At 68.4% G+C, this 25,086-nt stretch carries 22 protein-coding genes; 13 read left to right on the top strand and 9 right to left on the bottom strand.

From position 1 onward, the window contains the following. Positions 1-125 precede the first annotated feature (125 nt). The 3 genes from ACQE3C_RS07975 to uvrB all read left to right on the top strand — a co-directional run bounded on the left by ACQE3C_RS07975 (position 126) and on the right by uvrB (position 4,535). The gene (locus tag ACQE3C_RS07975) at positions 126-1,391 is read left to right on the top strand and encodes a PrsW family intramembrane metalloprotease (RefSeq protein WP_434538647.1); all 1,266 of its coding nucleotides are present in this window, start codon (positions 126-128) and stop codon (positions 1,389-1,391) included. Then, positions 1,388-2,332, top strand: a complete 945-nt coding sequence (locus tag ACQE3C_RS07970) for a hypothetical protein (protein ID WP_434538646.1) — start codon at positions 1,388-1,390, stop codon at positions 2,330-2,332. The genes ACQE3C_RS07975 and ACQE3C_RS07970 overlap by 4 nt, the downstream gene beginning before the upstream one ends. A 115-nt stretch (positions 2,333-2,447) precedes the next feature. After that, positions 2,448-4,535: an excinuclease ABC subunit UvrB gene (gene uvrB / locus ACQE3C_RS07965; RefSeq protein ID WP_434538645.1), complete on the top strand. Its 2,088-nt coding sequence runs from the start codon at positions 2,448-2,450 to the stop codon at positions 4,533-4,535. Between the two features lie 29 nt (positions 4,536-4,564). Here the strand turns inward: uvrB and ACQE3C_RS07960 are convergent, their stop codons facing one another. Both ACQE3C_RS07960 and ACQE3C_RS07955 read right to left on the bottom strand, forming a co-directional pair. Continuing rightward, the gene (locus tag ACQE3C_RS07960; RefSeq protein ID WP_434538644.1) at positions 4,565-5,227 is read right to left on the bottom strand and encodes an MBL fold metallo-hydrolase; all 663 of its coding nucleotides are present in this window, start codon (positions 5,225-5,227) and stop codon (positions 4,565-4,567) included. A gap of 38 nt (positions 5,228-5,265) precedes the next feature. Beyond that, complete coding sequence (locus tag ACQE3C_RS07955) at positions 5,266-6,012, bottom strand: maleylpyruvate isomerase family mycothiol-dependent enzyme (RefSeq protein ID WP_434538643.1); 747 nt, start codon at positions 6,010-6,012, stop codon at positions 5,266-5,268. 73 nt (positions 6,013-6,085) lie between these two features. Between ACQE3C_RS07955 and uvrA the strand changes: the two genes are divergently transcribed. After that, positions 6,086-9,169, top strand: a complete 3,084-nt coding sequence (gene uvrA, locus ACQE3C_RS07950; protein WP_434538642.1) for an excinuclease ABC subunit UvrA — start codon at positions 6,086-6,088, stop codon at positions 9,167-9,169. A 55-nt stretch (positions 9,170-9,224) separates the two neighbouring features. On the opposite strand, the gene ACQE3C_RS07945 is transcribed toward uvrA, so the two are convergent. After that, positions 9,225-9,629, bottom strand: coding sequence for a ubiquinol-cytochrome c reductase iron-sulfur subunit (locus tag ACQE3C_RS07945; protein WP_434538641.1), 405 nt, complete (start codon positions 9,627-9,629; stop codon positions 9,225-9,227). Between the two features lie 115 nt (positions 9,630-9,744). On the opposite strand from ACQE3C_RS07945, the gene uvrC reads away from it, so the two are divergent. From uvrC to whiA, 4 genes are all read left to right on the top strand, one after another. Continuing rightward, positions 9,745-11,718, top strand: coding sequence for an excinuclease ABC subunit UvrC (gene uvrC, locus ACQE3C_RS07940; protein ID WP_434538640.1), 1,974 nt, complete (start codon positions 9,745-9,747; stop codon positions 11,716-11,718). Positions 11,719-11,824: 106 nt separating this feature from the next. Beyond that, a complete protein-coding gene (gene rapZ, locus ACQE3C_RS07935; protein ID WP_434538708.1) occupies positions 11,825-12,673 on the top strand; it encodes an RNase adapter RapZ in 849 nt (282 codons plus the stop codon). Further along, complete coding sequence (locus ACQE3C_RS07930; protein WP_434538639.1) at positions 12,670-13,617, top strand: gluconeogenesis factor YvcK family protein; 948 nt, start codon at positions 12,670-12,672, stop codon at positions 13,615-13,617. Before rapZ ends, ACQE3C_RS07930 begins: the two co-directional genes overlap by 4 nt. Before the next feature lie 57 nt (positions 13,618-13,674). Beyond that, complete coding sequence (whiA, locus tag ACQE3C_RS07925) at positions 13,675-14,676, top strand: DNA-binding protein WhiA (protein ID WP_434538638.1); 1,002 nt, start codon at positions 13,675-13,677, stop codon at positions 14,674-14,676. A gap of 55 nt (positions 14,677-14,731) precedes the next feature. On the opposite strand, the gene ACQE3C_RS07920 is transcribed toward whiA, so the two are convergent. The 3 genes from ACQE3C_RS07920 to ACQE3C_RS07910 are packed head-to-tail and all read right to left on the bottom strand — an operon-like array spanning position 14,732 to position 16,430. Then, positions 14,732-15,481 carry a hypothetical protein gene (locus tag ACQE3C_RS07920; protein ID WP_434538637.1) on the bottom strand — a complete coding sequence of 250 codons (750 nt, stop codon included), beginning with the start codon at positions 15,479-15,481 and terminating at the stop codon, positions 14,732-14,734. Next, positions 15,478-15,948, bottom strand: a complete 471-nt coding sequence (locus tag ACQE3C_RS07915) for a hypothetical protein (RefSeq protein ID WP_434538636.1) — start codon at positions 15,946-15,948, stop codon at positions 15,478-15,480. The genes ACQE3C_RS07920 and ACQE3C_RS07915 overlap by 4 nt, the downstream gene beginning before the upstream one ends. Continuing rightward, positions 15,948-16,430, bottom strand: coding sequence for a hypothetical protein (locus tag ACQE3C_RS07910; protein WP_434538635.1), 483 nt, complete (start codon positions 16,428-16,430; stop codon positions 15,948-15,950). Before ACQE3C_RS07910 ends, ACQE3C_RS07915 begins: the two co-directional genes overlap by 1 nt. Positions 16,431-16,659: 229 nt before the next feature. Between ACQE3C_RS07910 and gap the strand changes: the two genes are divergently transcribed. The 5 genes from gap to ACQE3C_RS07885 all read left to right on the top strand — a co-directional run bounded on the left by gap (position 16,660) and on the right by ACQE3C_RS07885 (position 20,704). Continuing rightward, positions 16,660-17,664 carry a type I glyceraldehyde-3-phosphate dehydrogenase gene (gap, locus tag ACQE3C_RS07905; protein ID WP_434538634.1) on the top strand — a complete coding sequence of 335 codons (1,005 nt, stop codon included), beginning with the start codon at positions 16,660-16,662 and terminating at the stop codon, positions 17,662-17,664. 107 nt (positions 17,665-17,771) lie between these two features. Continuing rightward, positions 17,772-18,983 (top strand): phosphoglycerate kinase, encoded by a 1,212-nt coding sequence (locus ACQE3C_RS07900; RefSeq protein WP_434538633.1) that lies wholly within the window; start codon positions 17,772-17,774, stop codon positions 18,981-18,983. Then, a complete protein-coding gene (gene tpiA / locus ACQE3C_RS07895) occupies positions 18,980-19,765 on the top strand; it encodes a triose-phosphate isomerase (RefSeq protein ID WP_434538632.1) in 786 nt (261 codons plus the stop codon). The genes ACQE3C_RS07900 and tpiA overlap by 4 nt, the downstream gene beginning before the upstream one ends. A gap of 194 nt (positions 19,766-19,959) precedes the next feature. Continuing rightward, on the top strand, positions 19,960-20,223 hold the full coding sequence (secG, locus tag ACQE3C_RS07890; protein ID WP_434538631.1) for a preprotein translocase subunit SecG: 264 nt from the start codon (positions 19,960-19,962) through the stop codon (positions 20,221-20,223). A gap of 124 nt (positions 20,224-20,347) precedes the next feature. Beyond that, positions 20,348-20,704: an RNA polymerase-binding protein RbpA gene (locus tag ACQE3C_RS07885; RefSeq protein WP_434538630.1), complete on the top strand. Its 357-nt coding sequence runs from the start codon at positions 20,348-20,350 to the stop codon at positions 20,702-20,704. Positions 20,705-21,705: 1,001 nt separating this feature from the next. Here the strand turns inward: ACQE3C_RS07885 and pgl are convergent. The 3 genes from pgl to zwf are packed head-to-tail and all read right to left on the bottom strand — an operon-like array spanning position 21,706 to position 24,973. Then, complete coding sequence (pgl, locus tag ACQE3C_RS07880) at positions 21,706-22,449, bottom strand: 6-phosphogluconolactonase (protein ID WP_434538629.1); 744 nt, start codon at positions 22,447-22,449, stop codon at positions 21,706-21,708. A 1-nt stretch (position 22,450) separates the two neighbouring features. After that, complete coding sequence (locus ACQE3C_RS07875; protein ID WP_434538628.1) at positions 22,451-23,419, bottom strand: glucose-6-phosphate dehydrogenase assembly protein OpcA; 969 nt, start codon at positions 23,417-23,419, stop codon at positions 22,451-22,453. 18 nt (positions 23,420-23,437) lie between these two features. Then, a complete protein-coding gene (gene zwf / locus ACQE3C_RS07870) occupies positions 23,438-24,973 on the bottom strand; it encodes a glucose-6-phosphate dehydrogenase (RefSeq protein WP_434538627.1) in 1,536 nt (511 codons plus the stop codon). Positions 24,974-25,086: the final 113 nt, after the last annotated feature.

Genomic DNA, 25,086 nt, shown 5'->3' with positions numbered 1-25,086 from the left:
TGTTCGTCCGATCGCCTATCGACACATTGTTATGTGTGGTGCAGGATGTGCAACAAGGACGAGGGTTGAAACAGCGCCCGAGGACGAGATCGACTCCTGTTGACCTTCCCTGGAAGGGGAGAACTGTGACGTGTCCCTTGTGCTCGACCGGTTTGCCGGAGGGCACCCATTTCTGCCACAAGTGTGGTCAGGACCTGGCGGTCGGCACCGCCACTCGCCGGAGCTTCGTGGTGAAGCCGGACGAGCCGGTGCGCTCGTTCCGGGTGGTCTCGACCATCATGCCGACCGGCGCGGCCGAGCGGCCCCGCACCTACCAGATCGCCTTCGCCATCGCCGTCATCGCCGCCCTGGGGGCAGTGCTGCTGGGCTGGACGCCGGTCGCGCTGATGTTGGCGGCCTTCGCGATCCCGATCGTCTACATCGTCTACCTCTACGACGTGAACCTCTGGGAGGACGCCCCCGTCCCGGTGACCGGCCTGGCCTTCCTGCTCACTGCGGTCCTGGGTGGGGTGTTCACCTGGCTGTGGGTCCGGCCCACCCCACTGGCGCGCATCGACCCGAGCTACGACGGTGGTGGACCCGTCTTCAGCGCCACCACCCTGCTCATCATGGTGCTGCTGGTGCCGGTGGTGGGGGAGTTGATCCGCCAGATCGGCCCGGTGGTGCTGGCCTCTCGTCCGCAGTTCGACGACCTGATGGACGGGTTGACCTTCGGCATCGTATCGGGGGTGGCCTATTCGACCGCTGACACGCTGGTGCGCCACTGGGCGCTGGTCGAGGGCGGCTTCAACTCGCCCGGGGTCGGCGCGGGCACCTGGACAACCCTGCTGTTGCTGGAGGGCTTCGTGAAGCCGCTGGTGATCGGCACCGCGACCGGCATTGCCTGCGCCGAGTTCTCCGGGCTGGGGCGTGGCTACGACGGGTTCAGCAAGCGCTACGTCGTCGCGGTCGCCGAGGCCATCGGCTGGAACGCCCTCTACTTCGGTGGCATCTACCTGCTGGGCCTGATCGGCACCGGCTGGATCAGTGTGCTGCTGTCCCTGGTCTGGGGTGTGGTCCTGCTGGGTGCTCTCGTGCTGCGGGTGCGCACCGTGCTGCAGACCGGCCTGCTCGAGGCAGCGCTGGAGAGTGCGGCGCGGTTCGGTGAGGCCGGGGTCGGCGCTGAAGGCGACCTGCAGTTCTGCCCCGCCTGCGAGATGCCGCTGCTGCCTGGCGCCGCGTTCTGCGGGGCCTGCGGCACCGCACTGGACGCCACCGCCCAGGGCCACCACCGGGAACGCACCCCGGTGCTGGCCACCGCCGCCACGGCGGACCACCCCTGCGAGGGGGTCGGTGAGCCCCCGACCACTTCTGAATCGGCACGACTCGACGACGAGGAGGCTCAGTCATGAGCCAGTACCCACCGGGACCGGGGCAGTACCCCGGCCCCCAGGCCCAGCAGGGCTGGGGCCAACAGGGCCCCGACCAGGGTTGGGGCCAGCAGGGCTACGGCCAGGGCGGCTTTGACCAGGGCCAGCAGGGCTTCGGGCAGCAGGGCTACGGGCAGCAGCCGGGATACGGGCAGCAACCCGGTTACGGCCAGCAGGGCTACGGGTTCAGCGGTGGGCAGCAGCCCCCGCCACCACGCAAGAAGATGTCCAGCACCACCCTCATCGGACTGGTCGTCGGTGGCCTGGTGCTCGTCGGTGGCGCCGGTTACCTGCTGTCCAACCGGGATGGTGGCAACGACCCGGCGCCCATCGCGACGCCCACGGCACCGGTCACCCAGCAGCCGCCCACCACCCAGCCCACCGCCACGGAGCAGCAGCCGACCACGGCGCCGCCACCCACCGACCAGGCCCCACCCACCACGACGCAGCCGCCCGCCGGGGCCAGCGTCACCCTCGCCGGCGGCGTCCAGGTGCCGGTGCCCGACGGGTGGAAGATCAACAACCAGAATGAGAGCACGGTCCAGTTCATGGATGCCCAGGGCCAGAACCTGATGTTGTTCCAGACCTTCAGCTCCCAGGGGCAGACCAGCGCGGCCATCTGCGACGAGTACCTGAACCAGCAGACGGGCAAGATGGCCAACTCCCAGCGCACTGAGGTCACGCCGGTCCAGGGGGCGCCCGCGGGCCTCGAGATCTCCCAGGGTGCGATGAAGGGCACCCAGAGTGGGCAGAACGGGTCGATGAACATCATCCAGAACGCGGTGGTGTCGGTAAAGGCCAGCAACCAGGTGACCCTCCTGTCCAGCCTGATGTCGATCGAGGGCCAGGACCGCAGCCAGGCGGTGCAGGTGTGGAACCAGGTCACCGGGTCCGCGATCAACTCCCAGGCGGCCGGCGGCTGAGCAGCGACCGCACAGCAGTTCGGACGACCGGGGCACCTGCCCCGGTCGTCCGCTGTTCGCCCACCGCCAACCTCTCACCACGGGTTTTGTCGGGGGCGGCGCCTAGGCTGGTCCCATGCGTCCAGTAGGAGACATCCAGCGTCGCGTGGCCCCGTTCAGGATGGTCGCGGACTTCGACCCGGCCGGTGACCAGCCCGAGGCCATCGACGACCTGCAACGACGCCTCGAGAGCGGCGAGCAGGATGTTGTGCTGCTGGGTGCGACCGGCACCGGCAAGACCGCCACCGTGGCGTGGCTGGCTGAACGGGTGCAGCGCCCGATGCTGGTGATGCAGCCGAACAAGACGCTGGCCGCCCAGTTCGCCAACGAACTGCGCCAATTCTTCCCCGACAACGCGGTCGAGTACTTCGTGTCGTACTACGACTACTACCAACCCGAGGCCTATGTGCCGCAGACCGACACCTACATCGAGAAGGACTCCTCGCTGAACGAGGAGGTGGAGCGGTTGCGCCACTCGGCCACCAACTCGCTGCTCACCCGGCGTGACGTGATCGTGGTCGCCACCGTCTCGGCCATCTACGGCCTGGGCACCCCGCAGGAGTACCTGGACCAGATGGTCACCCTGCGGGTGGGGGAGGAACGCGACCGCGATGCGCTGCTGCGCCACCTGGTGGAGATGCAGTACGCCCGCAACGACCTGGCCGGCACCCGTGGCACGTTCCGGGTGCGCGGTGACACGCTGGAGATCTTCCCGATGTATGAGGAGCATGCGGTCCGGGTCGAGTTCTTCGGCGACGAGATCGAGGCGTTGTCGACGCTGCACCCGGTCAGCGGTGAGGTGGTGACCACCGATGATGAGATCTACGTCTTCCCTGCCTCGCACTACTCGGCCGGCAACCAGCGGATGGAACGTGCCATCGCCACCATCGAGGCTGAGCTGGACCAGCGGCTCGCCGAGCTGGAGGCGCAGAACAAGCTGCTGGAGGCGCAGCGGCTGCGCATGCGCACCACCTACGACATCGAGATGATGCGCCAGATCGGCACCTGTTCGGGCATCGAGAACTACTCGCTGCACATCGACGGGCGGGAACGCGGCAGTGCCCCCAACTGCCTGCTGGACTACTTCCCCGAAGACTTCCTGCTGGTCATCGACGAGTCCCACGTGACGGTGCCGCAGATCGGTGGCATGTTCGAGGGCGACATGTCGCGCAAGCGGACGCTGGTGGAGCACGGGTTCCGGCTGCCTTCGGCGATGGACAACCGGCCGCTGCGGTGGGAGGAATTCGTCGACCGGATCGGCCAGACGGTCTACCTGTCGGCGACCCCCGGCAACTACGAGATGGCCCGATCCGACGGCTTCGTCCAGCAGATCATCCGGCCGACCGGCCTGGTCGACCCCGAGGTGATCGTCAAGCCCACCAAGGGGCAGATCGATGACCTGATGGGCGAGATCAGGCTGCGGGTCGAACGCAAGGAACGGGTGCTGGTGACCACGCTCACCAAGAAGATGGCCGAGGACCTGACCGACTACCTGCTCGAGAACGGGGTGCGGACCCGCTACCTGCACTCGGAGGTGGACACGCTGCGCCGCATCGAGCTGCTGCGTGAGCTGCGGATGGGGGAGTATGACGTGCTGGTGGGCATCAACCTGCTGCGCGAGGGCCTCGACCTGCCCGAGGTGTCACTGGTCGCGATCCTGGACGCCGACAAGGAGGGCTTCCTGCGTTCGGAACGTTCCCTGATCCAGACCATCGGACGAGCGGCCCGCAACGTCGCCGGGCAGGTGCACATGTACGCCGACCGGATCACCGACTCGATGGCGAAAGCGTTGGACGAGACCAACCGCCGTCGCGCGATCCAGGTGGCGTACAACACCGAGCACGGCATCGACCCGCAGCCGCTGCGCAAGAAGATCGCCGACATCACCGACATGCTCGCCCGGGAGGACCAGGACACCGAGGCGTTGGTGAAGCAGGCGGCCAAGGGCGGGCGCAAGGGTCAGCCCGTGCCCACGCTGGGGGAGAAGCGTGACCTCGACCCGTCCAGCATGGCCGCCAGCGAACTGGCCGGGCTGATCACCGAATTGACCGAGCAGATGCACACCGCCGCCCACGAACTGCAGTTCGAACTGGCCGCGCGGCTGCGTGACGAGATCGCCGACCTGAAGAAGGAACTGCGCCAGATGATCGAGGCCAACAAGTAGCTGCTACGGGGGACTCACCAGCCCTGTACTCACCAGCCCCGGGTGCGCCACTCGGCGAGCTGCGGGCGCTCGGCGCCCAGCGTGGTGGCGTCCCCGTGGCCGGGGTGGACGACGGTGTCGTCGCCGAACCGGTCGAAGATCTTGGTGCTGACCTCATCGACCAGGGTGGTGAAGTCCTCAGGGCTCCAGGTTTTTCCCACACCACCCGGGAAAAGAGAATCGCCGGTGAACAGGTGGGTCGGCCCGTCGGCGGGGGTCCACGCCAGGGTGATCGAGCCCGGGGTGTGGCCGACGATGCCGATCACCGCCAGGGCGCCCGAGGTGCCCACGGCGATGGTGTCCCCGGTCCAGACCCCGACCTGCTCGGTGCTGGTGTCGGCCTGGATCGACTCACGATCGGGCTCACCGCAGTAGCCGGTGGCAGACGTCGAGGCCATCACTTCGGCGGTGGCGCCGATGTGGTCGAAGTGGCGGTGGGTGGTGACCACCGCGGCCAGCTCACGACCGTCCAGCACCCGGGCGATCACCTCGGGCTGGGCCGCGGCATCGATCCAGACCACGGGTCCCTCGGCCCCGGCCAACAGGTAGCCGTTGTTGTCCATGTCGCCCAGGGACTGTTTGGTGCAGAACACCCCGCCGCCGAGGTCGAAGCTCAGCGGGTCGGACTGGGGGTCGACGTGGTAGGTGGTCATGGTTCCTCCAGGTGGTCGTTCGTCGTCGGGCAGGTGGGTCAACCGATCAGGGGCAGCACGGCCAGGTCAGCCTGGGTGAGGGACTCGGCGCCGGAGCGCCCGGTCAACCAGCCGAGCAGGTGCCGGTCATCGCCGCTGACCTCCACCTCGTCACCGAAGGTGCCGGTGGTCGCGACGCGTCCCGAACTGGAGACCAGCCGCAGGCGGGGAATGTCCACGCGGTTCGACAGCCGCAACAGCACCCAGTCGAGCAACCAGCCGGCGATGTCGTCCTCGAGGTCGTCGATGGTGTAGCCGACGCCCAGGTCGATCCGGTGCAGGACCACCTCCGAGAGGCGTGCCATCGGCAGCAGTCGCGCTGGGACACTGAAGCGGGGGCGCAACTGGACCGGCTCGGCGAGCCGCTCGTCCGGCAGTGCCATCAGGTCAGTGAGCACGCGGTTGAGTTCGCCGGCCGAGGTGTCGAGGTCGATCTGCAGCTCCAGCCCGCTGCGTTCGGAACCTCGTTCGATCTCGCTCTGGCGTTCCGACTCGGAGGCGTACATCGGCACCGGGGAACCCTCGATGAACCCCCGGGCGGAGCGGGTCAGGCCGTCGGCGTTGCGAGCCAGGTGGGTGGCGACGTGGGCGCGGGTCCAGCCCGGCAGCAGGCTCGGCGACTGCCATTCCTCGTCGCTGAGGCGGATGGTGTCACCCAACAGGTGCTGCGTGGCCTCCATCTTGCGGTGGCGCACAGCAGCGACGGTGGGCAGGGTGCTGTCGTCTCCGGGCGTGGCTGCGTCCATGTTGTCCACCGTAGTGGGCCTGCAGGCCGTGCGCGATCCCGTGCAACGTGAATTGTCGGGCGGGGGGCATAGCATGCACTGTGTGAATGAACGACTGATCGTCCGAGGTGCGCGCACCCACAACCTTCGCGACGTCTCGCTCGACCTTCCCCGCGACTCACTGATCGTGTTCACCGGACTGTCGGGTTCGGGCAAGTCGTCCCTGGCCTTCGACACCATCTTCGCGGAGGGGCAGCGCCGCTACGTCGAATCCCTGTCGTCCTACGCCAGGCAGTTCCTCGGCCAGATGGACAAGCCCGACGTCGACCTGATCGAGGGCCTCAGCCCTGCGGTGGCCATCGACCAGAAGTCGACCAGCCGCAACCCGCGCTCCACCGTCGGCACCATCACCGAGGTGCACGACTACCTGCGCCTGTTGTACGCCCGGGTCGGGCACCCGCACTGCCCCGAATGTGGCGAGCCCATCAGCCGGCAGACCCCCCAACAGATCGTCGACCGGCTGCTCAACCTGGCCGAGGGCACCCGGCTGCAGGTGCTGGCGCCGGTGATCCGTGGTCGCAAGGGTGAATACCTCGAGCTGTTCAAGGACCTGACGAGCCAGGGCTTCAGCCGCGCCCGGGTCGATGGCGACACGTTGCCGCTGACCAGCCCGCCGACGCTCGACAAGCAGAAGAAGCACGACATCGACGTGGTCGTCGACCGCATCGCCATCAAGGCGTCGGTCAAGCAGCGGCTCACCGACTCGGTCGAGACTGCCTTGAAGCTGGCCCACGGGGTGGTCGGGGTCGAGTTTGTCGACCTGCCCGCCGACGCCTCGCAGCGCGAGCGCCGCTACTCCGAGAACCTCGCCTGCCCCAACGAGCACGACATCTCCATCGAGGAACTCGAACCCCGCCAGTTCTCCTTCAACGCGCCGTGGGGGGCCTGCCCCGCCTGCACGGGGCTGGGCACGACGATGGAGGTCGACGCCGACCTGTTGGTGCCCGACGACTCGCTGTCCCTGGCCGAGGGGGCCATTGCGGTCTGGAACACCCCCCACGTTGCCTCGCACTTCGAGCACGTCTACGAGGCGCTCGGCGAGTCCGAGGGCTTCGACGTGGACACCCCCTGGCGTGATCTCTCCCCGCGGGCCCGCAAGGTGCTGCTCGAGGGCATCGGTGACCCCGTGGTCGTGCGCTACCGCAACCGCTTCGGGCGCGTGCGCAGCTTCACCCAGAAGTTCGAGGGCGCCATCCACTACGTGAAGCGCCGCCATGCCGACGCCGAGACCGATGCCATGCGGGAACGCTTCGGTGAGTACATGCGCGAGATCCCGTGCAGCGCCTGCCACGGTGCCCGGCTCAAGCCGTCGAGCCTGGCGGTCACCGTCGGTGGCCGCAACATCGCCGAGGTCTCAGCCATGTCCATCAAGGACTCGGCCGCCTTCTTCAGCGCGCTGGAACTCAACGAGCGTGAGCGCAAGATCGGTGCCCTGGTGCTGAAGGAGATCGACCTGCGGTTGCGGTTCCTGCTCGACGTGGGCCTGGACTACCTGACCCTGTCACGACCGGCCGGCACCCTGTCCGGCGGTGAGGCGCAGCGCATCCGCCTGGCCACCCAGATCGGTTCCGGCCTGGTCGGGGTGCTCTATGTGCTCGACGAGCCCTCGATCGGGCTGCACCAGCGCGACAACCGCCGCCTCATCGAGACCCTGGTGAAGCTGCGTGACCTCGGCAACACCCTGATCGTGGTGGAGCATGACGAGGACACCATCAGGACGGCCGACTGGGCCGTTGACATCGGGCCGCGGGCAGGTGAGCACGGTGGCCGGGTCGTGGTCAGCGGACCCGTCGAGGAACTGCTCAGCAGCGACGACTCGCTGACCGGCCAGTACCTCAGCGGCAAGCGCAGCATCCCCCTGCCGGCTGCGCGCCGGCCCAGCAGCGGCCGCACCATCACCATCCGTGAGGCGAGCGAGAACAACCTGCGCGACGTCACCGTCGAGGTGCCGTTGGGCCAGTTCGTGGCGGTCACCGGGGTGTCCGGGTCGGGCAAGTCGTCGCTGGTCAACTCCATCCTGTACAAGGCGCTGGCCAAGCGCATCTACCGCACCAAGGCGATCCCCGGCCGGCACCGCAGCATCGAGGGTGCCGACCAGATCGACAAGATCATCCACGTCGACCAGTCGCCGATCGGGCGCACACCCCGGTCGAACCCGGCCACCTACACCGGTGTGTTCGACAAGATCCGTGCCCTGTTCGCGCAGACGCCGGAGGCCAAGGTCCGCGGTTACCTGCAGGGCAGGTTCTCGTTCAACACCAAGGGCGGTCGCTGCGAGAACTGCATGGGCGACGGCACCATCAAGATCGAGATGAACTTCCTGCCCGACGTCTACGTGCCCTGCGAGGTGTGCCACGGCGCCCGCTACAACCGGGAAACGCTCGAGGTCACCTACAAGGGCAAGACCATCGCCGAGGTGCTCGACATGCCCATCGAGGAAGCGGTCACCTTCTTCGAGCCGATCAGCTCGATCCACCGCTACATGGTGACCCTGGACCGCGTGGGCCTGGGTTACGTCCGGCTCGGGCAGCCGGCGACCACCTTGTCCGGTGGTGAGGCCCAGCGGGTCAAGCTCGCCGCCGAGCTGCAGAAGCGGTCGACCGGTCGCACCATGTACGTGCTCGACGAGCCGACCACCGGCCTGCACTTCGAGGACATCCGCAAGCTGCTGGGGGTGCTGGGCAGGCTGGTCGACTCCGGCAACACCGTCGTGGTCATCGAGCACAACCTGGACGTCATCAAGACCGCCGACTGGGTCATCGACCTGGGGCCGGAAGGTGGCTCCGGGGGTGGGCTCGTGGTCGCGGAGGGCACCCCCGAAACGGTGGCCGCAACCCCGGGTTCCTACACCGGCCAGTTCCTGGCCGAGGTGCTCAACGGCCACGAGGTGCCGGTAGGGGGGGTCGAACCTGCCCTGCTGGATGCCCCTGCCCCCGCGAAGAAGTCGACCGCGAAGAAGACGACCGCGCGGAAGTCCACGGCGGCGAAGTCCACGACTGCGAAGTCCACAGCAGCGAAGAAGAGCACCGCCACCCGGACCACGGCGGCCAAGACCGCGGCGGCGAAGAAGGCTGCGCCGGCGGCGCGCAGTCGCGTGCCGCGCACGCCCAAGTTCTGAGCAGCCCGGGTTCTGGGCAGCCCCAGGTTCTGGGTAGCCGGGCCGCTCGTCCGGGTCAGGAACCGGTGACGGTCAGGGTGTCGCCGTCGCGGGTGACGGTGGCGGCCCCCAGCCCGGTGGTGGCCGGACCCCTGGTCACCGCACCGCTGGACAGGTTGAACCGCGACCCGTGGCAGCCGCAGATGATCTCGTTGTCGGCCACATTGGTCACTTCGCAGCCCTGGTGGGGGCAGATGGCGCTGAAGGCCTTGAAGTCCCCGTCGGTGGGCTGGGTGACCACGAAACCGCGGCCCTTCAGGACGACGCCGCTACCGCTGGGCACATCGGCCACGGGAACGGTGATGGGTTCGCGGGGTTCATTGATGCTCGGGGCTGCGGAGTTGTCCCCGGAGCAGCCGGCCAGGCCCACGGCGGCGGCCGCCAGCGAGGCGGTGAGGAACAGTCGACGGTCGGGGGTCATCGGTGGCCTTTCGCCGGCGGCGGGAATGGTGGTCCCAGCGTATTCCCCGGCGTCAACCACCGTGCCGGGCCGGTGAGGATCCGCCGTGTCAGAACCACGACCTAGACTCGTCGTCATGGCTGATCCGTCCACCTATCGACCGGCCCCGGGCACCATCCCCACCGAACCGGGCGTCTACCGATTCATCGACAGCCACGGCACCGTCCTGTACGTCGGCAAGGCCAAGAACCTGCGCCAACGCCTCAACTCCTACTTCGCCGACCCCGCCTCGCTGCACTTCCGCACCCAGACCATGGTGCGCACCGCCGCGAAGGTCGAATGGACGGTGGTGCAGAATGAACTCGAGTCGCTGCAGCTCGAATACACCTGGATCCAGCAGTACGACCCGCGGTTCAACGTCAAGTACCGCGACGACAAGTCCTACCCCTGGCTGTGCGTCACCTGGGCCGAGGACGTGCCGCGCGTCTACGTCGGCCGCGGCAAGAAGAAGAAGGGCAACCGTTACTTTGGGCCCTTCGGGCAGGCCTGGGCCATCCGGGAGACCGTCGACTTGCTGCTGCGGGTCTTCCCGATGCGGTCCTGCTCGACGGGGGTGTTCAACTCGGCCAGGGCCAGCGGACGACCCTGCCTGCTCGCCCACATCGGCAAGTGCTCGGCCCCCTGCGTCGAGTGGATCAGCGAGGACGACCACCGCGACCTGGCCGATGACTTCTGCACCTTCATGTCCGGACGCAGCCAGCAGCTGACCCGCCGGTTGGAGAAGTCGATGCAGGCCGCCTCCGACAACCTGGAGTTCGAGAAGGCGGCCGTGCTGCGCGACTCCCTGGTGGCGCTGCGGCAGGCCACCGAGAAGAACGCCATCGTCTTCTCCGACGGCACCGACGCCGACGTGATCGCCATCGCCGAAGACCCGCTGGAGGTCTCGGTGCAGATCTTCCACGTCCGCTCCGGCCGGGTCAGCGGTGAACGGGGGTGGGTCGCCGACCGGGCCGACGACAGTTCATCGGCCGACCTGGTGGAGGCGTTCCTGCTGCAGTTCTATGCCGATGCCGACGCCGCCGGTGACCCCGACCAGGGGTCGGCTGTTCCCCGCGAGATCCTGGTGCCCGAGCTGCCCACCAGCGGTGAGGTGATGGCCGAACTGCTCAGTGGTGTGCGCGGCAGCAAGGTCACCATCCGGGTGCCGCAGCGCGGCGACAAGGCCACCCTGATGGACACCGTGGCCCGCAACGCCGCCGAGGCCCTGGCCCAGCACAAGATGAAGCGGGCCAGCGACCTGACCACCCGCAACCGGGCGCTGGAAGAGGTGCAGACGGCCCTCGCGCTGCCGGAACCACCGCTGCGCATTGAGTGTTTCGACATCTCCCACACGCAGGGCCAGGAGGTGGTCGCCTCGATGGTCGTCTTCGAGGACGGACTGCCCCGCAAATCGGAGTACCGCAGGTTCATCATCCGCAGCTTCGAGGGCTCCGACGACGTCCGGGCGATGCACGAGGTGATCACCCGACGGCTCAAGCGCCTGCTGGACGACCGCGCCTCCATGGCTGCCGAGGCCGACGGCGGCCCCGTGTTGGTCGATGCGACCACCGGTGCACCACGCCGCTTCGCCTACGCCCCCGCCCTGATCGTGGTGGACGGCGGCCAGCCCCAGGTCGCCGCCGCCCAACGAGCCATGGACGACCTCGGCATCACCGACATCGCCCTGTGCGGGCTGGCCAAACGCCTCGAGGAGGTGTGGGTGCCCGAGGACGACATGCCCGTCATCCTGCCGCGCACCAGCGAAGGCCTCTACCTGCTGCAGCGGCTGCGCGACGAGGCGCACCGCTTCGCCATCACCCACCACCGAGGTCGTCGCAGCGCCGCCATGCTGCAGTCGGCCCTCGACGACGTGCCCGGCCTCGGTGAGGTGCGTCGCAAGGCGCTGGTCAGCTACTTCGGTTCCATGAAGAAGCTGCGGGCCGCCACCGTCGCCGAGATCGCCCAGGTGCCTGGCTTCGGCCCGACCCTGGCCGGTGCGGTCCACGATGCCCTGGCAGACCAGACCACGGTGGCGCTGAACACCGCGACCGGCGAGCTCATCGAGGGCTGAGCGAGCCTCCTGCCCGCAGCGGCCGGGCTCGGGCAATAATGGAGCGGTGACGACCTCGCCGAGCACCGACACCGTTCCGGACCCCACCGCGCCACTGGAGGCGCCGATGCGGCTGGTGATCATCACCGGCATGTCCGGGGCCGGGAGGCGCACCGCCGCCCACACCATGGAGGACCTGGGCTGGTACGTGGTCGACAACCTGCCGGCGCTGATGATCCCGCACCTGATGGAGATCGCTGCCAACAACAAGATCCGCCGGGTCTCGGTCATCCTCGACGTCCGCTCCGCCGCGCTGGTCGACCAGATGCCGCAGCTCGAAACCGCGCTGGAGGCCAACGGCATTCGTCCCGAAGTGCTGTTCCTGGAAGCCACCGACGCCGTCATCGTGAAGCGCCAGGAGTCGTCGCGGCGCCCGCTGCCGTTGCAGGGCGACGGCCGCCTGGTCGAGGCCATCGTGAAGGAGCGCCGACTGCTGGCGCCGCTGCGGTCGGGCGCCGACATGGTCATCGACACCTCCAACCTCACCGTGCACCAGCTTGGCAGCCGGGTCGCCCACGCCTACGGCGGTGAACGCGACCAGATGGTGCGCATCGCCATCCTGTCCTTCGGGTTCAAGAACGGGTTGCCCATTGATGCCGACCTGGTCTTCGACGTCCGTTTCCTGCCCAACCCGCACTGGGTGCCCGACCTTCGTCCGATGACCGGGCTCTCGGAGCCGGTCAGCTCCTACGTGCTGTCCCAGCCCGGGGCAGTCGAGTTCCTGGACCAGCTGGAGGGCCTGCTGTCCACCATGGCCCCGGGTTACGTGCGGGAGGGGAAGCGACAGCTGACCATCGCGGTCGGCTGCACCGGCGGCAAGCACCGTTCCACCGCCATGTCGGAAGAACTCGCCCGCCGGCTGTCGGCGGTCGGCTACCACGTGGGCGTCATCCACCGGGACCTGGGGCTGGAATGAATCTGGGTCCGCTGCCGCATGTCACCGCCCTGGGCGGGGGTCACGGCCTGTCCGCGTCGCTGAGCGCTCTGCGGCGACTGACCGACCGGCTCACCGCCGTGGTGACCGTCGCCGATGACGGCGGTTCTTCCGGACGCATCCGCGACGAGTTCGGGGGACTGCCACCGGGTGACCTGCGGATGGCGCTGGCAGCCCTGTGCGGCGACGACCACGCTGGCCGGACGTGGGCGCAGATCCTGCAGACCCGCTTCCCTGGGGAGGGCTCGCTCGGCGGGCACGCCATCGGCAACCTGCTGATCGTCGGGGCCTGGCAGAAACTGGGCAACCCCGTCGAGGGGCTGCGCATGGTCGGTGACCTGCTCAACTCCCGCGGCCGGGTGCTGCCGATGTCCACCGTCCCCCTGGGCATCGAGGCCGAAGTGCTCGGCCTCGACCCGGTCTCACCCGACGAGATGTGCACCCTGGCCGGTCAGGCCACCATCGCCAAGACCCGCGGCCAGGTGCAGCGGGTGCGGCTCGTGCCGCCGGACGCCCCGGCCTGCCCCGAGTCGGTCCGAGCGGTCAACGACAGTGACTTCGTCATCCTCGGCCCCGGGTCCTGGTTCACGTCGGTGATGCCGCACCTGCTCGTCCCGGAGCTGTACGAGGCGATCACCACCACCAGCGCCAGCCGCATCCTGACCCTCAACCTGCGACCGGCCGACGAGACCGAGGGCTACACCGCCTCCCGACACTTGGAGCTGCTGGCCGAGCACGCACCGGGGCTGCGACTCGACCACATTGTGGTCGACCACAGCTCAGCGGCCGACGACCGGCACCTGCCGACCTTCGCCGACTCCCTGGGCGCCGACCTGGTCATCGCCGACGTCGCGATGCGCGACGGCAGCCCCCGGCATGACCCGCTGCGACTGGCCTCGGTCTTCCAGGAGCTCATGGGGCTTTGAGCCCCCGGCACCCGCGAACGCAGGCCCGATGACCGGCAATGTGGGAGGATGCTCCTCATGGCGATGACCCCCATGGTGAAGTCCGAACTGTGCACCATCAAGGTCACCAAACCCTGCTGCCGTCGAGCAGAAATCGTCTCCATGCTCCGCTTCGGGGGAGGCCTGCACATCGTCGGTGGGGGGCATCTGGTGATCGAGTGCGAACTCGACACCGGCGCAGCCGCCCGGCGACTGCGCACCGGGATCCATGAGGTGTACGGGCTCGACTCCGAGATGCTCGTCATCCAGGGTGCGGGGCTGCGGCGCGGCACCCGCTACACCGTCCGCGTCGTCCAGGAAGGTGCATCGCTGGCCCGCCAGACCGGGCTGGTCGATTCCAAGGGACGACCCGCGCGCGGACTCCCGTCCGGGGTGGTCGGTGCCGGGACCTGCTGCCAGGTGGCGGTCTGGCGCGGGGCCTTCCTCGCCCACGGCTCCCTCACCGAACCCGGACGATCCATGTCGCTCGAGGTCACCAGCCCCAACAGTGAGGCGGCGCTGGCCCTGGTCGGGGCAGCCCGCCGGATCGGCATCACGGCCAAGGCCCGCGAGGTGAGGGGGGTGGACCGGGTCGTCATCCGCGACGGTGAGGCGATCTCGCAGCTGCTGGCGCAGATGGGTGCCCACGAAACGATGATGGCCTGGGAGGAACGCCGGATGCGCCGGGAGGTCCGCGCCTCGGCGAACCGACTGGCCAACTTCGACGACGCCAACCTGCGCCGCTCGGCCCGCGCCGCGGTGGCCGCCTCGGCCCGCGTGGAACGCGCCCTGGAGATCCTCGGCGACGACATCCCCGACCACCTGCTCGCCGCCGGGCGCCTGCGCCTCGAGCACCGCAACGCCAGCCTCGAGGAACTCGGCCAGGCCCACGAACCGCCACTCACCAAGGACGCGGTCGCAGGCCGCATCCGACGGCTGCTGGCCACCGCCGACAAGGTCGCCGAGGAGCAGGGGATCCCCAACACCGAGGCGCACCTGACGATGGCGATGCTGGACGAGGCCGAGGACCAGACCGGCTAGACCTGCCCGGCCCCGCGGCCCTCGTGGTGGGGGCCGAAAACTGCTTGGACGAGCCTCAGGCCACCCCGAGGCCGCGGCTGAACTGGCCCATCAGGTTGCCGGCCTCCTTCAACTTCTTCGACTCCTCACCGAGCGCCTTGCCGAAGTCGGCGGCAGCCTTGAGCAGCTTCTGCAGCATCTGGAAGAAGCGCTGCGCCAGGCTCGCCGAACTGCCGATGAACCACGTCGCGAACGCCGCGATCGAGGCGCCGAAGGTCGGCACGGCCGCAGCCAGCGCCGACAGCGCCGAGCTGATCACATTGCCCAGGAACTGCGCCAGGAGGTCCCAGATCATCGCGCGGACCTCGGCCACCATGGCACCGGCCTTGACCACCAGCACCGACATCGACTGGGCGCCCTGGGCGGCCTGCGGGAAGATCCGGGTCGCCGCATCACGGATCTGGGCGTACTCACTGGCACCGCTGCCCGACCAGCTCGGCATGTCCGCGGCACCACCGGCGTAGTCCTGCCCGGCCTCGGTGAAGCTCTGTGCCACCGCCTGCCAGTCCTGTGCCTGCTGCTGCACCAGTTCCGCACTGCCCAGCAGCTTCTCCAGCGGCTTGGAGAGGAAGTCGATCTTGCTGACCACCAGCTGCATCAGCTGGCCCAGGGGCGACTGGCCGGCGGCCCCGGCCGCGTCGATGTCGACCCCGAGGAAGCCAAGCACCGCGTTGCCGACGGCGGGGATGTCATTGGCATCGAGCTTGCCGTCGCCGAGCACGGAGGTGGCGGTCTTGACCAGGCCGGCCAGCTGGTTCTCGCTCATCGGTAGCTCCCGGGATTGTCGCTGTTGATCTTGAGGGTCGAGGCGGCGTTGGCCGACTCACGATCGTTGTAGGCGGCCATCGTCATCCGCATCGCCTGGCGGCTGTTCTCGACGGCACCGGCCAGCTTGTCGGTGAAGTCGACCGTCGCATCAGCGATCCTGTTCAGGAACGGCATGATCGCCCAGCCGAACAGCATCCCGTAGGCCTCACCGGTGTTCTGCACCGCATCGCTGGTCTTCTGGTTGGTGGCCAGCACCGACTCATGGACCCGGCTGAGGCGCCCCATGTGGGTCTCGAACTCCCCGAGCTGCCAGGTCGTGGTGCCCTGGCCGCCCGTCGACGTCCCGGTGGTGCCGGTGGCACCCGGGTAGCTGCCGTAGCCCCCGGGGGTAGGGGAGGTGCCGCCGCTGTAGCGGTGCGTGGCGTCGGTGGTGCCGGCGTGGTCGTTGTACGGGTTGGAACTCATCACTGGTCTCCTGACGGGTCGCCGGCAGCCTCGGCGGCGTCGTCGAGTGCCATCTGCTCGCGGACCTCGTCGGAGACCGAGTCACGGATCGCGCCCAGCGAGGGGTCGTCGGGGCCCACGAGGGTCGACATGATCTTCAGGGTGTCGCGGGTGGCGCTGGAGGCGGCCTGCACGTGCAGTTCCTGGAAGGCCTCGGTGAGCTGGGCGGCCGTGGCGGCATTGGCTGAGGGCGAGAACACCAGCTTGGTGATCTGGCCGGAGGCCCCCATGGTCATCCGCATGAACCGGTTCTCGACGGTGGTGGACTGGTCGGCCATCGCGGCCTCGGCGGCCTGCGCCTGGGCAGCCAGCTGTTCGGCCTCGGCCAGGAAGTTCGCCAGCCAGATCGTCGGGTCGTCAACACCCCCACGCCCGGGATGGTCCTGGAAGGGGTCAGCAGTGGGATCCAGGGCGTCGGGCGCCCCGGCCTCGGGTGTGGTCATGCCAAGAATCGTAGGAGCCCGCGGGGTCATCGCGCAGGCTTCGTCACAGCAGTTTGGTAACGGTGTTTGATGCGGGGCGGACGAACAGGGCCTGCGCATTCGCCCACCATGGGGGCTCGCGGCGCGCACAGGTGTCGGGCAGTCCGAAAAGCAATGACCCCCACTCCCGCCGCCGTGACCCATTCGTTAGGATTGCATCACAACCCAAGAGCTCTTAAGGAGATCACACATGACCGTCAAGGTTGGAATCAACGGCTTCGGCCGCATCGGCCGTAACTACTTCCGCGCGCTGCTCGCGCAGGGCGCCGACCTGGATGTCGTGGCCGTCAACGACCTGACTGACAACAAGACCCTGGCCCACCTGCTGAAGTACGACTCGATCCTGGGTCGCTTCCCCGGTGAGATCTCCTACGACGAGGAGTCCATCACCGTCGACGGCAAGCAGATCAAGGTCTTCGAAGAGAAGGACCCCGCCAACCTGCCGTGGGGTGACCTCGGTGTCGACATCGTGATCGAGTCGACCGGTCGCTTCACCAAGGCTGAGGCCGCGCAGGCCCACATCACCGCCGGCGCGAAGAAGGTCCTGATCTCGGCTCCCGCCAAGAACGAGGACATCACCATCGTGATGGGCGTCAACGACGGCGACTACGACCCGGCGGCGCACAACATCATCTCCAACGCTTCCTGCACCACCAACTGCCTGGCCCCGATGGCCAAGGTGATCAACGATGGTCTGGGCATCGTCAAGGGCCTGATGACCACCATCCACGCCTACACCGCCGACCAGAACCTGCAGGACGGCCCGCACAGCGACCTGCGTCGTTCGCGCGCCGCCGCCCTGAACATCGTGCCCACCAAGACCGGTGCTGCTGCTGCCGTCGCCCTGGTGCTGCCCGAGCTGAAGGGCAAGTTCGACGGTTACGCCATGCGCGTCCCGACCCCCACCGGTTCGGCCACCGACCTGACCTTCGAGGCTCCCCGTGAGACCACCGTCGAAGAGGTCAACGCGCTGATCAAGGCTGCTGCCGAGGGCCCGCTGAAGGGCATCCTGACCTACACCGAGGACCCGATCGTCTCCAAGGACATCGAGACCGACCCGGCCTCCTGCATCTTCGATGCCGGCCTGACCAAGGTCATCGGCAACCAGGTCAAGGTTGTCGGCTGGTACGACAACGAGTGGGGCTACTCCAACCGCCTGGTCGACCTGACCAGCCTGGTGGCCAGCAAGCTCTGACCAATCTCCCTGGTCGATGAAGGGGTGGGGTGGATCACCCCGCCCCTTCGTCGTCCCCGGGGCCAGCAACCCGGCACCTCCCTGTTTCGAACGAAAGGCATCTCGCTGTGAAGTCAGTATCCGAACTGGGTGACCTGCGCGGAAAGCGCGTGGTCATCCGCTGCGATTTCAATGTTCCCCTCGACGGCCAGACCATCACCGACGACGGACGCATCCGCGCCGCCCTCCCCACCCTCACCGAGCTGCGTGACGCCGGCGCCCGCGTCGCGGTCATGGCCCACTTGGGTCGTCCCAAGGGTGAGGCCAACCCCAAGTACTCGCTGGCCCCGGTCGCTGCCCGGCTCTCCGAGCTGCTAGGCACCGAGGTGAAGCTCGCCGCCGACGTGGTCGGTGACTCCGCGAAGCAGACCGTCGACTCGCTGGCCGACGGTGAGATCGCCCTGCTCGAGAACGTTCGCTACGAGCCGGCCGAAGAGTCCAAGGACGAGGCCGAGCGCGCCGAACTGGCCGCCAAGTACGCCGCCTTCGGTGACGTCTTCGTCTCCGACGGCTTCGGTGTCGTCCACCGCAAGCAGGCCTCGGTCTACGACGTCGCCAAGCTGCTGCCCAGCGCTGCCGGCACCCTCGTGAAGAAGGAAACCGACATCCTCGCCACCCTCACCAAGGACCCGGCCCGCCCGTTCGTGGTCGTCCTCGGTGGTGCGAAGGTCGCCGACAAGCTCAACGTCATCGACAACCTGCTCAAGATCGCCGACACCCTGGTGATCGGCGGGGGCATGCTGTTCACCTTCCTCAAGGCCCAGGGCTTCGAGATCGGCAACTCCATCGTCGACGAGTCGAACGTCGAGACGTGCAAGCGCTACCTGGACGAGGCTGCTGCCGCCGGCAAGCAGATCATCCTGCCCGTCGACGTGCGCGTCGCCGACGGCGCCGACTTCGCCGCCAAGACCCCCCAGGGTGACGTCGAGGTCGTCGCTGCCGACGCCATCCCCGCCGGCAAGGCCGGGCTGGACATCGGCCCCGAGTCCGAGAAGCTGTTCGCCGACGCCATCCGCGGCGCGAAGACCGTGTTCTGGAACGGCCCCATGGGCGTCTTCGAGATCGAAGAGTTCTCGAACGGCACCAAGGCCGTCGCGCAGGCCCTGACCGAGGTCGACGGGCTGTCGGTCGTCGGTGGCGGCGACTCGGCTGCCGCGGTGCGCGACCTCGGCTTCGCCGATGAGGCCTTCGGCCACATCTCGACCGGTGGCGGCGCCTCGCTGGAGTACCTGGAGGGCAAGGAGCTCCCCGGCCTGACCGTTCTGGAGGAAGACAAGTGACCCGCAAGCCCATCATGGCCGGCAACTGGAAGATGAACCTCAACCACGTTGAGGCCGTCGGCCTGGTGCAGAAGCTGGCCTGGACCCTGAACGACAAGCAGTGGGACCCGGAGCAGTCCGAGTGCGTCGTGCTGACCCCCTACACCGACATCCGCACCGTGCAGACCCTCATCGAGGGTGACCGGCTGCCGATCGTCCACGGCGCCCAGGACGTGTCTGCCCACGACAAGGGTGCCTACACCGGTGAGATCTCGGCGCAGATGCTGGCGAAGCTGAACTGCAGCTACGTCGCCGTCGGCCACTCGGAGCGTCGTGAGTACCACGGCGAGGACGATGCCCTGATCAACACCAAGGCCAAGAAGGTCCTGGAGCACGGCATGACCCCGATCATCTGCGTGGGGGAGGGCCTGGACGTCCGCAAGGAGGGCAAGCAGGTCGAGTACACCATCGCGCAGGTGCGTGGCACCTTGGCCGGCATCCCGTCGGCGCAGGTCGCCGGGCTCGTGATCGCCTACGAGCCGGTCTGGGCCATCGGCACCGGTGAGGTCGCCACCCCGGAGGACGCCCAGGAGGTGTGCGGCGCCATCCGTGCCGAGATCGCCCAGATGCACAACCAGGAGACCGCTGACTCCGTGCGCATCCAGTACGGCGGTTCGGTGAAGGCGGCGAACATCGCCCAGATCATGGCCCAGCCTGACGTGGACGGTGCCCTGGTCGGTGGCGCCAGCCTCGACCCGGAGGAGTTCGCCGGCATCGTCCGGTTCTACGCGCTGCCCGCCTGACCGGTCAGCTGCGTCGACACCAGGTATCGACACCAGCGCTGAGGTACCGACACCAGCCATGGACAGTGCCCCGCCCGTGCTCCGGGCGGGGCACTTTCCGTCCGGCGCGAACGCAGGTCGGCCTGCGAGGGGTGGATGCCCAAGGGAGCGGGGCCGGATGTGGGATTCCCGCGCCGGTGAGGTAATCTGTCCGGGTGACTTTGGTTCCCCTGGCGAGCTGGCCCATCCTGACGCTGTCGATCGTGCTGGTTGTCGCGAGCATCCTGCTGGCGGCGTCGGTGCTGCTGCACAAGGGCCGCGGTGGCGGCATGTCCGACCTGTTCGGTGGTGGCATGTCCACCTCCATGGGCGGCACCTCGGTCGCCGAGCGCAACCTCGACAAGCTGACCATCTTCGTCGGCATCGTCTGGTTGATGTGCATCTTCGGGCTGCTCGCCCTGTACAGGCTGGGCCTCTGACCCGATCCAGGAACCAAGTCCCCACCGTGGGGGAGCGCGCCTGAGTGCGCCGCACAAGCACGGACATTGCAAGACGTCGTCCGCACCAATCGGCGCGGATGGCAATCGAGAGGGAGAACGTCAAGTGGTCGGTGGCAGCGCCATCAGGGGAAGTCGTGTCGGAGCCGGGCCGATGGGAGAGGCCGAACGCGGCGACAGTGCACCGCGCCTGCACGTGTCCTACTTCTGCTCGAACCATCACGAGACCCGTCCTGCCTTCTCGGCCGAGGCGCAGGTTCCCGAGACCTGGGACTGCCCCCGCTGTGGCCTCCCGGCGAACATGGACTCCAGCAACCCGCCGCCGCCCCCGAAGACCATCCCCTACAAGACGCACCTGGCCTACGTGAAGGAGCGTCGCACCGACGCCGAGGCCGCCGAGATCCTGGCCGAAGCCCTGTCGGACCTGCGCCTGCGCCGCGCCAGCGGGGAAATCTTCTACTGAGTGATTCGCGGGCTCCGCCCGCGTGCGCGGCTCTCCGAGCATTGTCGCGCTCCTCGCTCGTATCTCGCTCGCTCGCGCTCCGGGCTTCGACTCGCTCGTTCCTCGCTCGCTCAGCGGCCGCGCAAACCCCTGTGGGCCCCGGTGATCGGCGGGTTCCGCGCAAACCATTCAAACAAGGCGGGCCCGCATTCGTGCAGGGCCCGCTTTTGCGTCCGCAGAGCCCGGTGGCGTTTGCAGTGCGTGACTGCGTCTGCAGAGCCAGTTGGCGTCTGCAGTGCGTGCCTGAGTCCGCAGAGCCAGTTGGCGTCTGCAGTGCGTGCCTGAGTCTGCGGGGCTGTACGACGTGCAGAAGCAGGTTCGGGCTGTAGATGGGGAGTGGGTTCGCAGACGTGGGTTCGGGCTGCAGATGGGGTCCGTGGCGGGGTGGGCGGCACGCACCTGCAGTCCTTGCACACGTGCAAGGAAAGCGCCTCGTCCGGGGTGGGGCCTGCAGTCTTTGCGTGGGTGCAAGGAATGCGCCTCGTCCGGGTGGGGCGGGGTGTATTCGTTGCCTGGGCGCAAAATCGCAGGTCGGACGACGCGGGCGACTCCGATCAGCCTGCCTGCGGCCGGCGGCATACCCTCTCAGTGCGCGACGCACCCCCCTGGAGGCACGACGCACCCTGTCGGTTCACGGCGCACCCCTTCTGCCGGGTTCTGAGGGGTGCGCCGTGCCAGCAATGGGTGCGTGGTGCTCCGATCGGGGTGCAGCGTGCCGGCATTGGGTGGGCGGTGACCAGGAGGGGTGCGTGGTGCCCGGGCGGCGCCGTTCATCCTGTAGATGGGGCGGCCCACAGCTGTGGTGGGCAGCCGCTGGACCTGCACTCTTTGCGCACGTGCAAGGAATGCGCCTCGTCCGGGTGGGGTGACCTGCAGTCTTTGCGCACGTGCAACGAATGCAGCTCGGATGAGCGCGCGGTGCGGGTGCGGGGGTCCCACGAGGGGCGCGGCAACGCGATGACCTACAGCTGGCAGTTGTAGCGGGGGAGCAGGCTGGCGGCGGCCTGGTCGAGGAAGAAGAAGGTTTCCTCGCGGCCCTGGACGGCGGTGGCAGGCAGGGAGGGGTCGCCGCCGATGGTGCGCTGGACGGCCTCGGCCTTGGCTTCGCCGCTGACCAGGACCCACACGGCGCGGGAGCGGTTGATCGCCGGGATGGTCAGGGACACTCGCTCAGAAGGGGGCTTGGGGCTGTCACTGACCCCGATCACCATGGCCGAGGTGGGCTGGGTGAACGAGGGGTGGTTCGGGAACAGGGAGGCCACGTGGCCGTCCTCACCCATGCCGAGCAGGCAGACGTCGAAGACGGTGTCACCGAGCTCGCGGGCGTAGCTGAACGCCGCCTCGTCGGAGTCGGCTCGTCCGTCGGTGGCTGGCATCGCGTGGGTCTGGCCCGGACGAAGCGAGATCGTGCGCGCCAGGATCCCGAACGACTGGCTGGCGTTCCGGTCGGGGTCGGTCAGCGGGACGAAACGCTCGTCGCCCCACCACAGGTGCAGCTTCGAGGGGTCCAGCTCGGAGCCCTCGGCCAGGCTCGCCAGCGACTCGTACATCCGGTTGGCGATCCGGCCACCGGTGAGGCAGACGTGCACCTCACCCTTGGCCTGCAGCTCGACGAGCCGGGTCAGCAGCAGGCTGGCCACCGCATCGGCCAGCTCGTCGCTGCTGGAATAGCGCAGAACTCGGGGCACCTGGGTCCTGGTCGACATGTCAGCTTGCTCCTTCGCTGGGGGACTGGACCCGCGGATGGGTACCCCGGGCCTGGTCTGCCTTGAGCCTGGTCAGATACTCCCGGGTGGCGCTCTCGAACACCTCGTCGGGCTGCGAATGCCGCAACTCCTCGGTGATCAGCGAGGTCATGTTGCGCCGGTGCAGGGCGACGCTGCGGGTGGGCTGCCCCGGCACCGTGTAGCTGGCGATCTGGCCGCCGCTGGGACGCAGCAGCGAGATGTCACCGTCGGGGGTGTGCAACCGCACACCGGTGATCCCGGGCCCGGCGGTGTCGAGCCGGTCCACGTCGATGCCCAGGCACGAACTGAGCCAGGCCCGCATCAGCTCGGCCGGTGCGTTGTGGGGTGCGGCTTCAACGATCCCGCCCTGCACCTGGCCGTCGTAGAGGTCCAGTGCGGTCGCCAGCAGCGCACGCCAGCTGGTCAGCCTGGTCCAGGTCAGGTCGGTGTCGCCCGGGGCATGGTGCTCGGCCCGCACGGCCAGCGCCGCCAACGGGTCGGCCACCCCACCGGCGTCGGTGATCCGGCGGGTGGCGAGCTTGCCGATCAGCGTGTCGGCGGGCTTCTCGGGGCTGTCACCCGGCCACCAGGCCACCACGGGGGAGTCCGGCAGCAGCAGCGGCAGCAGGATGGTGTCGAGGTGGTCCTCCAGGCTGGCGGGCACGTCGAGGCTGACCACGTCACCGGGCAACCCCTCGCCGACGCGGATTTCGGCGCACAGGCCCTGCGGGGCGTCGTGGCCACCGTTGGCCTCGACCACCAGGATCACCCGTGACGGGTGTTCCCGTGCGGCGTCGAGCGCCGCCCCCAGGGCCCGCTCACGGATGTCCTCGCGGCAGACCACGAGCAGGGTGTGCACCATGCCGGTGGCCGGGCCCTGCTCGGAGTGGGCCCGGATCAGCGCATTGGAGATCTCGGTGGCGTTGGTGTCATGCAGGTTCTTGATCATCGGTTCTGCTTCCTCACATCACGGACGACGCCAGCTGAAGCCCTGCCGGGCCAGCATGTCGACACTGTTCTGCGGCCCCCAGGTGCCCGGCGCGTACCCCTCGGGGGTGCCGCTCTCGGCCCAGCGTTCCAGGATGGGGTCCAGAATCTGCCAGGACAGCTCCACCTCCTCCTGCTGGGGGAACAGCGGGGGGTCACCGAGCAGCACGTCGAGGATGAGCCGCTCATAGGCTTCCGGGCTGGACTCGGTGAACGAACCGCCGTAGTCGAAGTCCATCGACACCTCACGGATCTCCATCTGCGTGCTGGGCACCTTGGCGCCGAACCGCATGGTGATGCCCTCGTCCGGCTGGATGCGCATGACCAGCGCGTTCGTGCCCAGGGCCTCGGTGTCGCTGGCGTTGAACGGCAGGTGCGGGGCGGGCTTGAACTGCAGCGCCACCTCGGTCACCCGGCGCGGCATCCGCTTGGCGGTGCGCAGGTAGAAGGGCACCCCGGCCCAGCGGCGGTTGTCCACGTCGACCCGGATCGCGGCGTAGGTTTCGGTGGTCGAGTCGGCGGGGATGCCGTCCTCCTCCAGGTAGCCCTTCACCTTCTCGGCACCCTGCCAGCCACCCAGGTACTGCCCGCGAGCGGTGTGCGCATCGATGTCGGCGGGCGCCCGGGTCGCGGCGAGCACCTTCTGCTTCTCCACCCGCAGCTGGGCGGCCTCGAAGCTGTTCGGCTCCTCCATCGCGGTCAGCGCCAGCAACTGCAGCAGGTGGTTCTGGATCACGTCACGGGCGGCACCGACGCCGTCGTAGTAGCCGGCGCGCCCACCGATGCCGATCGATTCGGCCATGGTGATCTGCACGTGGCTGACGTAGTTGTTGTTCCAGATCGGCTCGAACATCTGGTTGGCGAACCGGAACGCCAACATGTTCTGGACAGTCTCCTTGCCCAGGTAGTGGTCGATCCGGAAGACCGACTCGGCCGGGAACACCGAGCTGACCACGGCGTCCAGTTCGCGGGCCGATTCCAGGTCGTGGCCGAACGGCTTCTCGATGACGACCCGGCTCCACTGGCCCTCGCGACGCTCGGCCATGCCGTGCTTCTTCAGCTGGCTGACCACCGGCTCGAACGATGACGGTGGGATCGACAGGTAGAAGGCGTGGTTGCCGCCGGTGGCCTGCGACTCGTCGAGGTCACGCAGGGTTTCCTTCAACCGAACGAAGGACTCGTCGTCGTCGAAGCGGCCCGGGACGAACCGGATGCCCTCGAGCAGCTGCTGCCAGACCTCCTCACGGAACTCGGTGCGGGCGTGCTGCTTGACCGAGTCGTGCACCTCCTTGGCGAAGTCCTGGGTCTCCCAGTCGCGGCGCGCGAAACCGACCAGCCCGAAGCCGGGCGGCAGTAGGCCACGGTTGGCCAGGTCGTAGACCGCCGGCATCAACTTCTTGCGTGACAGGTCACCGGTCACACCGAAGATCACCAGCACCGACGGGCCCGCGATGCGGGGCAGGCGGTAGTCGGCGGGGTTGCGCAGCGGGTTGTTCCGGTGGACGGGTGGCGTCACGTGGGATCTCCTGGGTCGTGCTGGCCGGCGCCACTGGGGTGGCGCAACAGGGAACGTCCCGGGTCGGGTTGCCGACCCGGGACGCGAGCGGCACCCGGTGCCGCGAGCGGTGA

The sequence above is a fragment of the Aestuariimicrobium sp. Y1814 genome, assembly GCF_050113895.1.
GTDB lineage: Bacteria > Actinomycetota > Actinomycetes > Propionibacteriales > Propionibacteriaceae > Aestuariimicrobium.
The sequence above is the reverse complement of the archived record's forward strand: the minus strand, read 5'-3'. Positions and strand labels throughout refer to the sequence as shown.

Coding starts and splice junctions, on each gene's coding strand:
- ACQE3C_RS07910 (WP_434538635.1), bottom strand. CDS start 16,430: ATGACCACACCCGAGGCCGGGGCGCCCGACGCCCTGGATCCCACTGCT.
- ACQE3C_RS07875 (WP_434538628.1), bottom strand. CDS start 23,419: ATGATCAAGAACCTGCATGACACCAACGCCACCGAGATCTCCAATGCG.
- uvrA (WP_434538642.1), top strand. CDS start 6,086: ATGCACTGTGTGAATGAACGACTGATCGTCCGAGGTGCGCGCACCCAC.
- uvrC (WP_434538640.1), top strand. CDS start 9,745: ATGGCTGATCCGTCCACCTATCGACCGGCCCCGGGCACCATCCCCACC.
- pgl (WP_434538629.1), bottom strand. CDS start 22,449: ATGTCGACCAGGACCCAGGTGCCCCGAGTTCTGCGCTATTCCAGCAGC.
- whiA (WP_434538638.1), top strand. CDS start 13,675: ATGGCGATGACCCCCATGGTGAAGTCCGAACTGTGCACCATCAAGGTC.
- rapZ (WP_434538708.1), top strand. CDS start 11,825: ATGCGGCTGGTGATCATCACCGGCATGTCCGGGGCCGGGAGGCGCACC.
- ACQE3C_RS07915 (WP_434538636.1), bottom strand. CDS start 15,948: ATGAGTTCCAACCCGTACAACGACCACGCCGGCACCACCGACGCCACG.
- uvrB (WP_434538645.1), top strand. CDS start 2,448: ATGCGTCCAGTAGGAGACATCCAGCGTCGCGTGGCCCCGTTCAGGATG.
- ACQE3C_RS07955 (WP_434538643.1), bottom strand. CDS start 6,012: ATGGACGCAGCCACGCCCGGAGACGACAGCACCCTGCCCACCGTCGCT.
- ACQE3C_RS07970 (WP_434538646.1), top strand. CDS start 1,388: ATGAGCCAGTACCCACCGGGACCGGGGCAGTACCCCGGCCCCCAGGCC.
- ACQE3C_RS07920 (WP_434538637.1), bottom strand. CDS start 15,481: ATGAGCGAGAACCAGCTGGCCGGCCTGGTCAAGACCGCCACCTCCGTG.
- gap (WP_434538634.1), top strand. CDS start 16,660: ATGACCGTCAAGGTTGGAATCAACGGCTTCGGCCGCATCGGCCGTAAC.
- ACQE3C_RS07945 (WP_434538641.1), bottom strand. CDS start 9,629: ATGACCCCCGACCGTCGACTGTTCCTCACCGCCTCGCTGGCGGCCGCC.
- ACQE3C_RS07960 (WP_434538644.1), bottom strand. CDS start 5,227: ATGACCACCTACCACGTCGACCCCCAGTCCGACCCGCTGAGCTTCGAC.
- ACQE3C_RS07930 (WP_434538639.1), top strand. CDS start 12,670: ATGAATCTGGGTCCGCTGCCGCATGTCACCGCCCTGGGCGGGGGTCAC.